The sequence below is a fragment of the Micromonospora sp. WMMD980 genome (genome assembly GCF_029626035.1).
Taxonomy (GTDB): domain Bacteria; phylum Actinomycetota; class Actinomycetes; order Mycobacteriales; family Micromonosporaceae; genus Micromonospora.
The window spans coordinates 3,589,686-3,601,792 of record NZ_JARUBE010000003.1 but is presented as its reverse complement, the minus strand read 5'-3'; the positions used below and the strand labels follow the sequence as shown (position 1 = coordinate 3,601,792).

General features: G+C 71.3%; 13 protein-coding genes. 7 read left to right on the top strand and 6 right to left on the bottom strand.

The genetic code is table 11. From position 1 onward, the window contains the following. Positions 1-43: 43 nt before the first annotated feature. Positions 44-826 (bottom strand): transcriptional repressor LexA, encoded by a 783-nt coding sequence (lexA, locus tag O7618_RS16840; RefSeq protein ID WP_278107046.1) that lies wholly within the window; start codon positions 824-826, stop codon positions 44-46. Positions 827-1,313: 487 nt separating this feature from the next. On the opposite strand from lexA, the gene nrdR reads away from it, so the two are divergent. The 3 genes from nrdR (at position 1,314) to O7618_RS16825 (ending at position 5,130) form a co-directional block, all read left to right on the top strand. After that, positions 1,314-1,814, top strand: a complete 501-nt coding sequence (gene nrdR / locus O7618_RS16835; RefSeq protein WP_091070463.1) for a transcriptional regulator NrdR — start codon at positions 1,314-1,316, stop codon at positions 1,812-1,814. 33 nt (positions 1,815-1,847) lie between these two features. Continuing rightward, a complete protein-coding gene (locus O7618_RS16830; RefSeq protein WP_278107044.1) occupies positions 1,848-4,745 on the top strand; it encodes a vitamin B12-dependent ribonucleotide reductase in 2,898 nt (965 codons plus the stop codon). A gap of 136 nt (positions 4,746-4,881) precedes the next feature. Further along, positions 4,882-5,130 carry a DUF2188 domain-containing protein gene (locus O7618_RS16825; protein ID WP_278107043.1) on the top strand — a complete coding sequence of 83 codons (249 nt, stop codon included), beginning with the start codon at positions 4,882-4,884 and terminating at the stop codon, positions 5,128-5,130. 52 nt (positions 5,131-5,182) lie between these two features. Here the strand turns inward: O7618_RS16825 and O7618_RS16820 are convergent, their stop codons facing one another. Beyond that, positions 5,183-5,365: a DUF397 domain-containing protein gene (locus O7618_RS16820; protein ID WP_278110041.1), complete on the bottom strand. Its 183-nt coding sequence runs from the start codon at positions 5,363-5,365 to the stop codon at positions 5,183-5,185. 18 nt (positions 5,366-5,383) lie between these two features. Beyond that, the gene (locus tag O7618_RS16815; RefSeq protein WP_278107041.1) at positions 5,384-6,235 is read right to left on the bottom strand and encodes a DUF5753 domain-containing protein; all 852 of its coding nucleotides are present in this window, start codon (positions 6,233-6,235) and stop codon (positions 5,384-5,386) included. Between the two features lie 698 nt (positions 6,236-6,933). Here O7618_RS16815 and O7618_RS16810 point away from each other — a divergent pair. Both O7618_RS16810 and O7618_RS16805 read left to right on the top strand, forming a co-directional pair. Then, entirely contained in the window at positions 6,934-7,113 is a 180-nt protein-coding gene (locus tag O7618_RS16810) for a hypothetical protein (RefSeq protein ID WP_278107040.1), read from the top strand. Positions 7,114-7,162: 49 nt separating this feature from the next. Next, on the top strand, positions 7,163-8,098 hold the full coding sequence (locus O7618_RS16805; protein ID WP_278107039.1) for a DUF2332 domain-containing protein: 936 nt from the start codon (positions 7,163-7,165) through the stop codon (positions 8,096-8,098). Between the two features lie 4 nt (positions 8,099-8,102). On the opposite strand, the gene O7618_RS16800 is transcribed toward O7618_RS16805, so the two are convergent. Beyond that, positions 8,103-8,636: a hypothetical protein gene (locus O7618_RS16800; protein WP_278107038.1), complete on the bottom strand. Its 534-nt coding sequence runs from the start codon at positions 8,634-8,636 to the stop codon at positions 8,103-8,105. Positions 8,637-8,827: 191 nt separating this feature from the next. On the opposite strand from O7618_RS16800, the gene O7618_RS16795 reads away from it, so the two are divergent. Continuing rightward, the gene (locus O7618_RS16795) at positions 8,828-9,469 is read left to right on the top strand and encodes a class I SAM-dependent methyltransferase (protein ID WP_278107037.1); all 642 of its coding nucleotides are present in this window, start codon (positions 8,828-8,830) and stop codon (positions 9,467-9,469) included. A gap of 9 nt (positions 9,470-9,478) precedes the next feature. On the opposite strand, the gene O7618_RS16790 is transcribed toward O7618_RS16795, so the two are convergent. Together O7618_RS16790 and O7618_RS16785 are read right to left on the bottom strand one after the other, a co-directional pair. After that, positions 9,479-10,420, bottom strand: a complete 942-nt coding sequence (locus tag O7618_RS16790; RefSeq protein WP_278107035.1) for a hypothetical protein — start codon at positions 10,418-10,420, stop codon at positions 9,479-9,481. After that, positions 10,417-11,013 (bottom strand): RNA polymerase sigma factor, encoded by a 597-nt coding sequence (locus tag O7618_RS16785; protein WP_278107033.1) that lies wholly within the window; start codon positions 11,011-11,013, stop codon positions 10,417-10,419. Before O7618_RS16785 ends, O7618_RS16790 begins: the two co-directional genes overlap by 4 nt. Positions 11,014-11,121: 108 nt before the next feature. Between O7618_RS16785 and O7618_RS16780 the strand changes: the two genes are divergently transcribed. Continuing rightward, positions 11,122-12,099: an asparaginase gene (locus O7618_RS16780; RefSeq protein WP_278107032.1), complete on the top strand. Its 978-nt coding sequence runs from the start codon at positions 11,122-11,124 to the stop codon at positions 12,097-12,099. Positions 12,100-12,107: the final 8 nt, after the last annotated feature.

Genomic DNA, 12,107 nt, shown 5'->3' with positions numbered 1-12,107 from the left:
CGGAAGGGGTGACCGAAGTCGGTCACCCCTTCCGGCATGTCGGTCAGATCCGGCGCAGCACCGCGACCACGCGACCCATGATGGTGGCGTCGTCGCCGGGGATCGGGTCGAAGGCGGGGTTCTGCGGCATCAGCCAGACGTGCCCGTCGCGGCGCCGGTAGGTCTTCACGGTCGCCTCACCGTCGAGCATGGCGGCCACGATGTCGCCGACCTCGGCGTTGGGCTGCTGGCGGACCACCACCCAGTCGCCGTCGCAGATCGCCGCGTCGAGCATCGAGTCGCCCTTGACCTGGAGCATGAAGACCTCGCCCTCACCGACCAGCTCGCGGGGGAGGGGGAAGATGTCCTCCACGGCCTGCTCGGCGAGGATGGGGCCACCGGCGGCGATCCGGCCCAGCATCGGCACGTAGGCCGGCGCGGGGCGCTGCGCGCGGGCGGCCTCGTCGTCGACGTCGCCGGGGGCGCGGACGTCGACCGCGCGCGGCCGGTTCGGGTCGCGGCGCAGGAAGCCCTTCTTCTCCAGCTCCTTGAGCTGGTAGGCGACGCTGGACGGGGAGACCAGCCCGACGGCCTCGCCGATCTCGCGCACGCTCGGCGGGTAGCCGTGGCGCTCCACCCAGGTGCGGATGAACTCCAGGATCCGGCGCTGCCGGGCGGTGAGGTCGACCGTGGTCGGATCGGGGAAGCTGCTGACCACCGGGGTGACCGGGCGCACCGCGGGCTGGGTGGCCCGGCTGCGCGCGGCGCGGGGGCGGCGGGACGCCGGCGGACCCGCCCTGTCGATCGGCTGCGGGTTCTTCTGCCGGCTGGCCCGGTCCTCGGTCACGTCCGTCCTCCCTGGTCGGCGCTGGGTGCCTCGTCGGCTCGTGGTGCGTGTGGTCTGACCGTATAGGTGAGATCGGCCATTTTCAAACATCTGTACGACGTCATGTCGGCGTGTCGCGTCGAAATCCTGGATTTCCGAACGGGTGTTCTGATAAATGGTACGTCCCGCTCGAACGGATGTTCCATCCCGTCGCCCCGTGACCGGGGGTGGTGGCCGGGCGTTGGGCTCTCCGGCGAGGTTGTCGCGGACGTGATTCTGATGACGCGCCGGACACGCCGACCAACTTGACCTCGCTAGGGGGACGGCATACGGTCAACCCCTAGATGTAGTAGTCACATGGGCGTAAGTTGCCTACAGGTTGGGTTCAACTACCGAACGCACTCCCGCACCTCGCACCCGGCGACGGTCATCGAAGGATGGCTCCGCCGTGTCGAAGCGTGCCCGGGGGTCGGTCGTGGTGCCCGTGGTCGATGAAGGAGGTCGGGCGATGCGGTGTCCGTACTGCCGGCACGCCGACTCCCGGGTGGTCGACTCGCGGGAGGCCGACGACGGCCAGCTCATCCGGCGGCGGCGGTCCTGCCCGGAGTGCGGCAAGCGGTTCACCACCGTCGAGGAGGCGGTGCTCGCGGTGGTCAAGCGCAGCGGGGTGACCGAGCCGTTCAGCCGCACGAAGATCATCGGCGGGGTGCGAAAGGCGTGCCAGGGCCGGCCGGTCGACGACGACTCGATCGCGCTGCTGGCACAGAAGGTCGAGGAGACCGTACGCGCCAAGGGGGCGGCCGAGATCCCCAGCCACGACGTGGGGCTGGCCATCCTCGGCCCGCTGCGTGACCTCGACGAGGTGGCCTACCTGCGGTTCGCCAGCGTCTACCGGTCGTTCGACTCGCTCGCCGACTTCGAGCAGGAGATCGAGACGCTGCGGGCCGCCGCGCGCGCCCGGGAGGGCGCCGGTGCCGGCGTGGCAGACGCCGCCGGCGCGATCAGCTGACATTTCTGATTTCTGACAGTGTGACCAGGCGCGGTGGGTGACCGTGCCGACGAGGGGGGCGAGGGCGTGACGACCAGCAAGTCACGGAACAAGGCCGGGGCGGGGCTGAAGATCGAGCGCGTCTGGACGACCGAGGGGGTGCATCCCTACGACGAGGTCGCCTGGGAGCGCCGCGACGTCGTCATGACGAACTGGCGGGACGGCTCGATCAACTTCGAGCAGCGCGGGGTGGAGTTCCCCGAGTCCTGGTCGGTCAACGCGGCCAACATCGTGACCACGAAATACTTCCGGGGCGCGGTGGGGACCCCGGAGCGGGAGTGGTCGCTCAAGCAGCTCATCGACCGGGTGGTCGACACCTACCGCACCGCCGGCGAGGAGTACGGCTACTTCGCCGCCCCGGCCGACGCCGAGGTGTTCGCGCACGAGCTGACCTGGATGCTGCTGCACCAGGTGTTCAGCTTCAACTCGCCGGTCTGGTTCAACGTCGGCACGCCGTCTCCGCAGCAGGTCAGCGCGTGCTTCATCCTGGCCGTCGACGACTCGATGGACTCCATCCTCGACTGGTACAAGGAGGAGGGGCGGATCTTCCAGGGCGGTTCGGGCGCCGGGGTCAACCTCTCCCGGATCCGGTCCTCGAAGGAGCTGCTCTCCTCCGGCGGCACCGCCTCCGGTCCGGTCAGCTTCATGCGCGGCGCGGACGCCTCCGCCGGCACCATCAAGTCCGGCGGCGCCACCCGACGTGCCGCCAAGATGGTCATCCTCGACGTGGACCACCCGGACATCGAGGAGTTCGTGGCGACCAAGGCGCGCGAGGAGGACAAGATCCGCGCGCTGCGGGACGCCGGGTTCGACATGGACCTGGGCGGCGCCGACATCGTCAGCGTGCAGTACCAGAACGCCAACAACTCGGTGCGGGTCTCCGACGAGTTCATGACCGCGGTGGAGAACGGCGGCGGCTTCGACCTGCGCGGCCGGCTCGACGGGCAGACCATCGAGACGATCGACGCGAAGAACCTGTTCCGCACCATCTCCCAGGCCGCCTGGGAGTGCGCCGACCCCGGCCTGCAGTACGACGACACGATCAACGACTGGCACACCTGCCCGGAGACCGGGCGGATCACCGCGTCGAACCCGTGCTCGGAATACCTGCACCTGGACAACTCCTCGTGCAACCTGGCCTCGCTGAACCTGATGAAGTTCCTCCGCGCCGACGGCGGCTTCGAGGTGGAGAAGTTCGTCCGGTCGGTCGAGTTCGTCATCACCGCGATGGACATCTCGATCTGCTTCGCCGACTTCCCGACCGAGAAGATCGGCGAGACCACCCGCGCCTACCGGCAGCTCGGCATCGGGTACGCCAACCTGGGTGCCCTGCTGATGGCCACCGGACTGCCCTACGACTCGGAGCAGGGGCGGGAGGTGTCCGCGGCGATCACCTCGCTGATGACCGGCACCGCCTACCGCCGTTCCGCCGAGCTGGCCGGCATCGTCGGCGCGTACGACGGCTACGCCCGCAACGCCGAGCCGCACAAGCGGGTCATGCGCAAGCACGCCGCCGCCAACGACAGCATCCGGCCGACCGGCACCGTGGCGACCGCGGTGCAGCGCGAGGCGACGAAGCAGTGGACGCTCGGCAACAAGCTGGGCGACAAGAACGGCTGGCGCAACTCGCAGGCCAGCGTGCTCGCCCCGACCGGCACCATCGGCCTGATGATGGACTGCGACACCACCGGCGTCGAGCCCGACCTGGCGCTGGTCAAGTTCAAGAAGCTGGTCGGCGGCGGCTCGATGCAGATCGTCAACCAGACCGTTCCGCGTGCCCTGCGCAGCCTCGGCTACCCCGAGGAGCAGGTCGAGGCGATCGTCGAGCACATCGCCGACCACGGGCACGTGGTGGACGCCCCCGGCCTGAAGCCGGAGCACTACCCGGTCTTCGACTGCGCCATGGGCGAGCGGTCCATCGCGCCGATGGGTCACGTGCGGATGATGGCGGCGGTCCAGCCGTTCATCTCCGGCGCCATCTCCAAGACGGTCAACATGCCGGAGCAGGCCACCGTCGAAGACGTCGAGAAGATCTACTTCGAGGGCTGGAAGCTCGGCCTGAAGGCGCTGGCGATCTACCGGGACAACTGCAAGGTCGGCCAGCCGCTCTCGGCCGCCAAGCCGAACAAGGCCACCGAGACCGCGCCGGCCCCGGCCGCCGAGGTCGAGAAGGTCGTGGAGAAGGTCGTCGAGTACCGTCCGGTGCGCAAGCGGCTGCCGAAGAAGCGCCCGTCGCAGACGGTCTCCTTCTCGGTCGGCGGCGCCGAGGGTTACCTCACCGCCTCGTCCTACCCGGACGACGGTCTCGGCGAGGTCTTCCTGAAGATGTCGAAGCAGGGCTCGACCCTGGCCGGCGTGATGGACGCCTTCTCGGTGGCCATCTCCATCGGTCTCCAGTACGGCGTCCCGCTGGAGACGTACGTCAGCAAGTTCACCAACATGCGCTTCGAGCCGGCCGGCATGACCGACGACCCGGACGTGCGGATGGCCGCCTCGGTGATGGACTACATCTTCCGTCGCCTGGCGCTGGACTTCCTGCCGTACGAGCGCCGCGCGGAGCTGGGCATCTTCACCGCCAAGGAGCGGGCCGCCCAGCTCCGGGCCGAGGCGGAGGCGGAGGCGAGCGGTGCGGACCTCACCGCGATGGCCGCCTCCGCCCCGGTCGAGGCGCCCGAGTCGAAGACCGGCCCGGTCGCCCAGCCGGCGCAGGAGATGGCCGACGTCGCCGCCGCCAAGCCCGCGCCGTCGGTGGGCTCCAGCACCGAGTTGCTGGAGGCCGTGATCGGCAAGGCCGCGGACGCGCCGCTCTGCTTCACCTGCGGCACCAAGATGCGCCCGGCCGGTAGCTGCTACGTCTGCGAGGGTTGCGGCTCCACCAGCGGCTGCAGCTAAGAAAGCAACGAGCCCCGGGCGTTAGCGCGCCCGGGGCTCGTGAGCCGGGACGGAGCCCGACATGTTTCTTGCCGAGACAGATCTTCGCTCCTCCCGGCTCGGTCAGGCAAGTTGATCGAGTAGGAACGGAGGAGTTATGCCTGGTAAAGCGAAGCCAGTGCACGTCGTCCCTCGGGACGGCGACTGGGCTGTGGTTCGAGAGGGAAACCGGCGCGCATCGTCCGTGCACTCGACCCAGGCGGGAGCCGAGAAGGTAGGGCGGCCAGCGGCCCGGGCGGGCGAGACGGAGTTCTACCTCCACGGCGAAGGCGTGCGCCCCGATTTCCTTCCTCGATCTACCTCCTGGCCTTCTGATCAGCAGGCGTTGCACTGCCTACAAACTTGATGGCGTGAACGAGTCGCGGAGATAGTCTCGATCGACGATCTGACCGCACCGGTCAACCCAGCTTGCGGAGAAACGCCCGCCATCGTGGCCGATCGAAGCGAAGGATGGGACCGTCAGGGTCCTTGCTGTCCCGTATCAGGACCCACTCCTGGGGGGCAGCCACCTCGACGCACGCGCCACCGTTGTTGTCACTGCGACTTGATTTGCGCCATAAGAGGCGATCCGGCTCTTCCACCGCCACCCCCAGGTGCCATCAGCGCGCCATGTCATCCAGCAGTCGGAGGATGAGCTTGCGCGACTCTACCGGCCCGAGCGCTGCGGCCCTGAGTCGGTCCCAGAGACGAGTGTAGGCGCGAACCGCGTCGGGCCGATCGAGGTAATCCGCGTCCGTGAACGTCTCCGCGTAGATCACGTCTGAGGAGGCGTCGTCACCAAAGCGGAGAATGATAAAGCTGAAGGACGCCGTCTCGTAGGTCTGCGCGTCGAAGGGGAAGACCTGAAGCGAGACGTTGGCCTGATTGCCCACCTCCACCAGATGGCGGAGCTGTGTGCTCATGGTTGTGGCGTCCCCGATGCTTCGGCGAAGCGCGGACTCACTCAGAATGAAACTCAGCTCGGGCCCACCGCCTTGGCGCAGGATCGCTTGCCGTTCGAGCCGGATGGCGACCATTCGGTCCAGGTCTTGGCCGGTCGGCCGCGGGTCGGCGGTAGCGTTCATCCCACGGATATAGGGCTCGACTTGAAGGATGCCGGGGATGACCTCCGGCTGGTACCAGCGGATCTCCGCGGCGTCGCCCTCCAGGTCGAGGTACTGGCGGAACCAGTCCGGCACGGCGTTCCGGTAGGTGCTCCAGCGTCCTCGTTGCCGTCCGGCTCGCGCGAGTTCCCGCAGCGACTCCGCCTCGTCGCCGGTGATGTCGTACAGGTCGAGCAGTAGGTTCAGGTCGGTCAACTTCAGGCCCGACTGTCCCAGCTCAAGTCGGCTGATCTTGCTGGCGGCGGCATCCATGACGGCGGCAGCCTCGTCCTGCGTCCTACCGGCGCTTTCCCGGGCGCGCTTCAGCGCGAGTCCGAGTCGTCGTCGCTGGATCGTCGGGTTGACCATCGGCTGATTATCACCTTCCAGCACGAGTCTGCCGCGACACGCCTCGACAGGTTCCCAAAACAGGAGTCCAACTCCTACCCTGGGTGGGCTTCTAAAATAGGAGTCCAATTTAGGGGGGCGGCATGCGATCACGCGTGTCGTACCAGGAGTACCTGCTGGCGGTCGCGATGACCCTCGCCCGCCGGCACCGTCCGGTGTGGTCATGGCAGCGCTGGCGGCGTATCTGTCGGTGCGGCGCTGACCTGCCTTGCCGTACTCGTCACCGCATCCCGATCCGTCGCGGCCACTGGCCTGGGGAGGAAGAGACGTGACCGATATTCAGATCCGGCAGATCCGGTCGGTGCACCTGCCTGACGGCGATGGCTTCTGTACGGGATGCCGCCGGTGATGGGCGGGGCTGGTTCCGTACCCGGGCCCCAAGAGGGAGTGGGCCGCAAGCCGGCAGGCGCGGGCGGCTGCCCGGAGGTTTCTGGACGGCCAGCGGTGACCGCCCAGGGGCCGGTATTGCCGATATGGAGCTGTGGCGGCTGCGGCGCTCCCTGGCCCTGCACGGCCCGACGCCATGAGCTGCGGGCGGAGTTCGACGCAGCACCCATTTCGCTGGCCCTCTACATGGGGTCGCATCTCGTGTGGGCGACCAAGGATCTGACCTGGGTGCCGGCCGGGTTGCTGCATCGCCGGTTCCTGGGATGGGTGCGATGAGCGCCATCCGGCCGGGCGACGAACGCTTCCACTACTGCGACGGCTCGCATCGCTGGGTCCCGCCCGACCCGGACTTCGACCAGGAGGTCTGGGAGGCCATGGTCTGCGAGCACCAGCAATGCCATCTGGAGGAGATCTCTCGCGGTCTCCGCCGACGCCGACCGAACCCGTCGTAGGTGGGCACGGTCACAGACCGGGCATGCCGGAAGCTGGGATGCTCGGGCGATGAGCACGGCCGACATCTATCAGGCGTTCGCCGACCGCGAGGCGCGCGGCATCTCCCCGACGTACCACCGGTTGTCGCGGTCCGTGGCGCGCGACCCGGACCTGCTCGCGTCGCTCGACACGCTTCCACCCGCGAAGCGCCAGCCGAACCTGCTGTTCGGCGTGGTCCGGCTGCGCGGCGGCCCGGTGGACGACCCGGCGGCGTTCCGCGAGCACGTGCTGGCCCACTGGCCGGACATCGCGGCGCAGATGCGGGCCCGGGCGACGCAGACCAACGAGGCCGGCCGCTGCGCGGTGCTGCTGCCGGTGCTCGCCGCGCTGCCCCAGCCACTGGCGTTGCTGGAGGTCGGCGCGTCCGCCGGCCTGTGCCTCTACCCCGACCGGTACGGCTACCGCTACGGCGACCGGCGGGTCGGCGACGGCCAGCCGGTGCTCGACTGCGCGCTCGCCGGCACCGCCCCGCCGGACCGGCGGCCGGAGGTGGTCTGGCGGGCCGGGCTGGACGTGAACCCGCTCGACGTCACCGAACCGGCCGACCTGGCCTGGCTGGACGCGCTGATCTGGCCGGAGCACCGGCACCGCCGGGACCGGCTGCGGGCCGCCGCGGCGGTCGCGGCGGCCGACCCGCCGCTGCTGGTCCGCGGCGACCTGGTCGACGACCTGCCGGCGCTCGCGGCGCGGGCGCCGGCCGGCGCGACGCTCGTGGTGTTCCACAGCTCGGTGCTCTACCAGGTGCCGTCCGCGCGTCGGGCGGCGTTCACCGAGTTGGTCGGCACGCTGCCCGGCCACTGGCTCGCCAACGAGGACCCGGCCGTGCTGCCGCACGCGCAGACGCCCGCGCCGCCGGACGGCGGGTTCCACAACGTGCTCGCGCTCGACGGGCGGCCGTTGGCCTGGACCCGGGGCCACGGGCAGGCGGTCACCTGGTTCGGCTGACGGTCTACTCGGGCAGCGAGTCGACCGCCGAGGCGAGCACCCGGCGCAGGTCGGCCTCCGCGCCGGCCGGCAGCGTCTGCGGCTTGACCACCTGGTACGCGACGCGCACCTCGTAGTGGTCGCCCCGCCAGGCATAGCCGTCGAACCGGGTCTCCCCGCCGTCCCACGGGGTCACCGTCACGCAGGAGTTGTCACCCGGGCCGGCGTCGCTCGGATCGGTGGCGATCCGGGCGCAGCGGTCCCGCCGCCACTTCTCGTCGTACATGCCCTCCGCGTCCACGCCCACGGTGACGACCAGGTCGCCGCGCATCGAGGTGCCGCTGGTCAGGTCGACCGCGCACTCCCGGGTGCCGCTGCGGTCACCGAGGTTCGCCGAGGCGGTGGGTTGCGCGCCGGGCGCGAGTCGGGTCAGCAGGTCCGCCGGGAGCAGCGCGCAGGGGTCGCGAAGCTCGTCCGGCGGAGCTGTGTCGTCGGCGGCACAGCCGGCGACGGCCAGGAGCGCACCGGTGACCACGAGCATTGCGGCCGATCTCGTCATCTGTCCTCCTTGGACGGTCGACGGGGACCGTAGCAGCGCCGTGCTACCCGCACATTTCGCGGTGACCACCGTCCACATCCCGCGCGCCGCCAGATCGATCACCAAAGTTTGGCGGCGCGACGCACCGGTCAACCGCACCGGTCAACGTCATGATCGACGAGGAGGGCCGGGCAGTGAGTAGGGTCGTGGGCGTGCCCGAAAGGGGATGGCTGACGCAGATCCGCGCGGTCTACGACACCGTCGCCGAGGACTACGCACGGGTGCTGCCGGACGTGGTGGAGCCGCCGCTGGACCGGGCCGTGCTGAGCGCGTTCGCCGAGACGGTCGGGCCGGGCCGGCCGGTGCTGGAGGTCGGCTGCGCCACCGGGCGGGTAACCGCCCACCTGCGACGTCTCGGCCTCGACGTGGCCGGCGTCGACCTGTCGCCCGGCATGGTGACGGTGGCCCGGCGGGACCACCCGGAGTTGAGTTTCCACGTCGGCTCGATGACGGAGCTGACCGCGCCGGCCGTGTCGCTGGCCGGGCTGGTCGCCTGGTACTCGATCATCCACCTGCCGCCGGAGCTGCTGCCCGGGGTGTTCGCCGGCTTCCATCGGGTGCTCGCTCCCGGCGGTCACCTGCTGCTCGCCGTGAAGGCCGGCGACCGGCTCGACCGGCGGGAGCAGGCGTACGGGCACCGCGTCGGCCTCGACGTGTACTGGCTGCCGCCGGAGCGGCTGGCCGGCCAACTCGCCGACGCCGGGTTCGCGGTGTCGGCCACGCTGGTCCGCGAACCGGTCGGCGCCGAACGCCAGCCGCAGGCGTTCCTGCTCGCCCAGCGCCCGGCGGCCTGACCCGGTCCGTCAGCGTCGGCGCGGTGTCACCGACACCTGCTCGGCGATCGCGATCACCTGCTCCACGGTGAGCCGCAACGGCGCCTGCAGGTTGACCACCGCTCCGCCCGACACCTCGGTCTGCAGGAACCACATCTCGTCCGCGCGGACCAACCGGGCGTCCCGCCCGCCGACCGTGACCGGCCGTTCCTCGACCGCTCCCATCACGTGATGCCGCAGGTCCGGGTCGCGGCCGGCCACCACCTGCACGGCGAGCGTGTCGCCGGGGGAGTCGCCTTGCAGGGTGAGGATGGTGTCGTCCTTGAAAGCGGCGACCCGCCAGCCGCGGGGCGCGAGCCGCACCCGCAGGGGCACCGGCTGCGGGTCGTCGACGACGTCCCCGGCCAGCCGGAGCAGCGCGCCGTCCTGGGCGAACCGGCCGTGGCCGGTCAGCGACACCCACCGACCCGACGTCTGCTCCCACGTCACGGTGAATTGCCGTGGCCCGCCGGGGTTGTCGTCCTCGGCCAGCTCGGCGGGGTGGCCGGCCACGGTCACCTGCCGGGACGTCCGCGTGTGGCGATCCGGGCGGTCGTCCCGAACGCAGAGCCAGACGTCGTCGGCGCCACCGTCGGACAGGAACACGGCGAGAAAGCGGCCCGGCTCGTAGCTGTACCGGGGCGGTTGCAGGGCCGCTGGCCGGGACCGCAGCGTCAGCGGGAATTCGGGCACGGCCACGGCCACCAGCGTGATCGGCGCCGCCGGGCGGTCGGTCGGGCGCGCCGCGAGCCCGACGCCCGCCGCGACCGCCACCGTCGCCGCCGCCACCAGGAGGGTCCGTCGCCGTGGAGTGTGGCGCGCCGGCGCAGCGCCGAACTCGTCGAGGAGGCGCTGCCGCGCGCGGGTCAGCACCTCCACGGATGCTTCCGGGCCGCCCGGCCCGTGCGTCCGCAGCAGCGTGATCTCGTTCATGTCGGCTCCTCCATGGTGAGCGCTAGACGGGTCAGCCGGCGAGCCCGGTGCAGGCGGGACCGGACGGTGCCGACCGGAACGTCGAGCACCGCCGCGATCTGCTCGTACGACAGGCCCGCCCAGGCGGTGAGCAGCAGGACGTCCCGGTCACGGCGATGCAACGCGGCGAGCGCCGAGGCCAGGTCCCGGCGCAGGGCGCGGGCGTCCAGCCGGTCGATCGCCTCCTCCTCCACCGGCGGCGTCGGCTCGGCGGCGGCGAGCCGGGCCAACGCCCGATAGCGGCGTTCCTCCGAGCGCAGGTGCCGGCGCAGCAGGTTGGTCGCGATCCCGAACAGCCACGGCCGCACCCCGACGTCGGGCCGGTAGCCGGCCCGCTGGCGGAACGCGACCAGGAACGTCTCGGCCAGCAGATCGTCGGCCGGCTGGCCGATCCGGCGGGCGAGATAGCGGTGCACGGCGGCGGCGTGCCGGTCGAACAACGGCGCGAAGCGCTCCGGTTCGGCAATGGACAGGCCGATCAGGTCGTCGTCCGGCGGCTCGTCGGGCGGCACGACCACGGGCTGCCCCCGCTCGCGGGCATCGGCCCGGTGCATCTTGGTCACATCCGTTCATGCCCGGTCGGCGCGGACCGGTTCACGGCACCCCCCCCGTCCGGTCGTAGTCTCCCTCCCGGAGAGCCGGCGCCACGGGAGGCAACCAGCGTGACCATCGCCCTGTTCACCCTCGGCGGGACCATCGCGATGGCTGGCGCCGGTGCCGGGGGAGTGGTCACCCGGCTCACCGGCGCCGACCTCACCGCCGCCGTACCCGGGCTCGCCGAGATCCCGCTCGACGTGCGCGACGTGGCGGCGGTGCCCAGCGCCGCGCTCGCGTACCGGCAGGTCCTCGACCTGGTGGACGCGGCGGCCGAGGCGGTCGCCGGCGGGGCGACCGGCGTGGTGGTCACCCAGGGCACCGACACGCTGGAGGAGACCGCGTGGCTGGCCGACCTGGTCTGGCCGCACGCGACGCCGCTGGTCTTCACCGGCGCGATGCGCAACCCGACGTTGGCCGGCCCGGACGGGCCGGCCAACCTGCTCGCGGCGGCCCGGGTCGCGGCCGCGCCGGCCGCTCGCGACCTCGGCGTGCTCGCCGTGCTCAACGACGAGATCCACGCCGCGCGGTTCGTCCGCAAGACGCACAGCACGAGTACGGCCACGTTCACCTCGCCGAACGCCGGGCCGCTGGGGCAGGTGATCGAGGGGCGGGTACGGGTGCTGGCCCGGCCGCCCCGACGCGCGCCGCTGCCGGCGGTGGACCGCGACCGGCTGGCCGCCACCCGGGTGGCGCTGCACACGGTCACCCTCGACGACGACGTCTCCCTGCTCGACGCGCTGGCCGCCGGCCTCGACGGGCTGGTGGTGGCCGGGTTCGGGGTGGGGCACGTGCCGCCGGCGTTCGCCCCGGCGCTGGGTGAGCTGGCCGGACGGATGCCGGTGGTGCTCACGTCGCGGACCGGGGCCGGGTCGGTGCTGCGGGACACCTACGGCGCGGTCGGCTCGGAGCGGGACCTGCGGCGGCGTGGGCTGGTCGACGGCGGGCTGCTCGACCCGTACAAGGCGAAGGTGCTGCTGCGGGTGCTGCTCGCCGCCGGGGTCGACCGCGCGGCGATCGGCGAGGCGTACGCGTGCCACGGTTGAGAGGTGTT

What these genes read in the sequence shown, in the direction of transcription:
- O7618_RS16785 (WP_278107033.1), bottom strand. Translation starts at nt 11,013, where the DNA reads ATGCACCGGGCCGATGCCCGCGAGCGGGGGCAGCCCGTGGTCGTGCCG.
- O7618_RS16790 (WP_278107035.1), bottom strand. Translation starts at nt 10,420, where the DNA reads ATGAACGAGATCACGCTGCTGCGGACGCACGGGCCGGGCGGCCCGGAA.
- O7618_RS16805 (WP_278107039.1), top strand. Translation starts at nt 7,163, where the DNA reads ATGAGCACGGCCGACATCTATCAGGCGTTCGCCGACCGCGAGGCGCGC.
- O7618_RS16825 (WP_278107043.1), top strand. Translation starts at nt 4,882, where the DNA reads ATGCCTGGTAAAGCGAAGCCAGTGCACGTCGTCCCTCGGGACGGCGAC.
- O7618_RS16815 (WP_278107041.1), bottom strand. Translation starts at nt 6,235, where the DNA reads ATGGTCAACCCGACGATCCAGCGACGACGACTCGGACTCGCGCTGAAG.
- nrdR (WP_091070463.1), top strand. Translation starts at nt 1,314, where the DNA reads ATGCGGTGTCCGTACTGCCGGCACGCCGACTCCCGGGTGGTCGACTCG.
- O7618_RS16800 (WP_278107038.1), bottom strand. Translation starts at nt 8,636, where the DNA reads ATGACGAGATCGGCCGCAATGCTCGTGGTCACCGGTGCGCTCCTGGCC.
- O7618_RS16810 (WP_278107040.1), top strand. Translation starts at nt 6,934, where the DNA reads ATGAGCGCCATCCGGCCGGGCGACGAACGCTTCCACTACTGCGACGGC.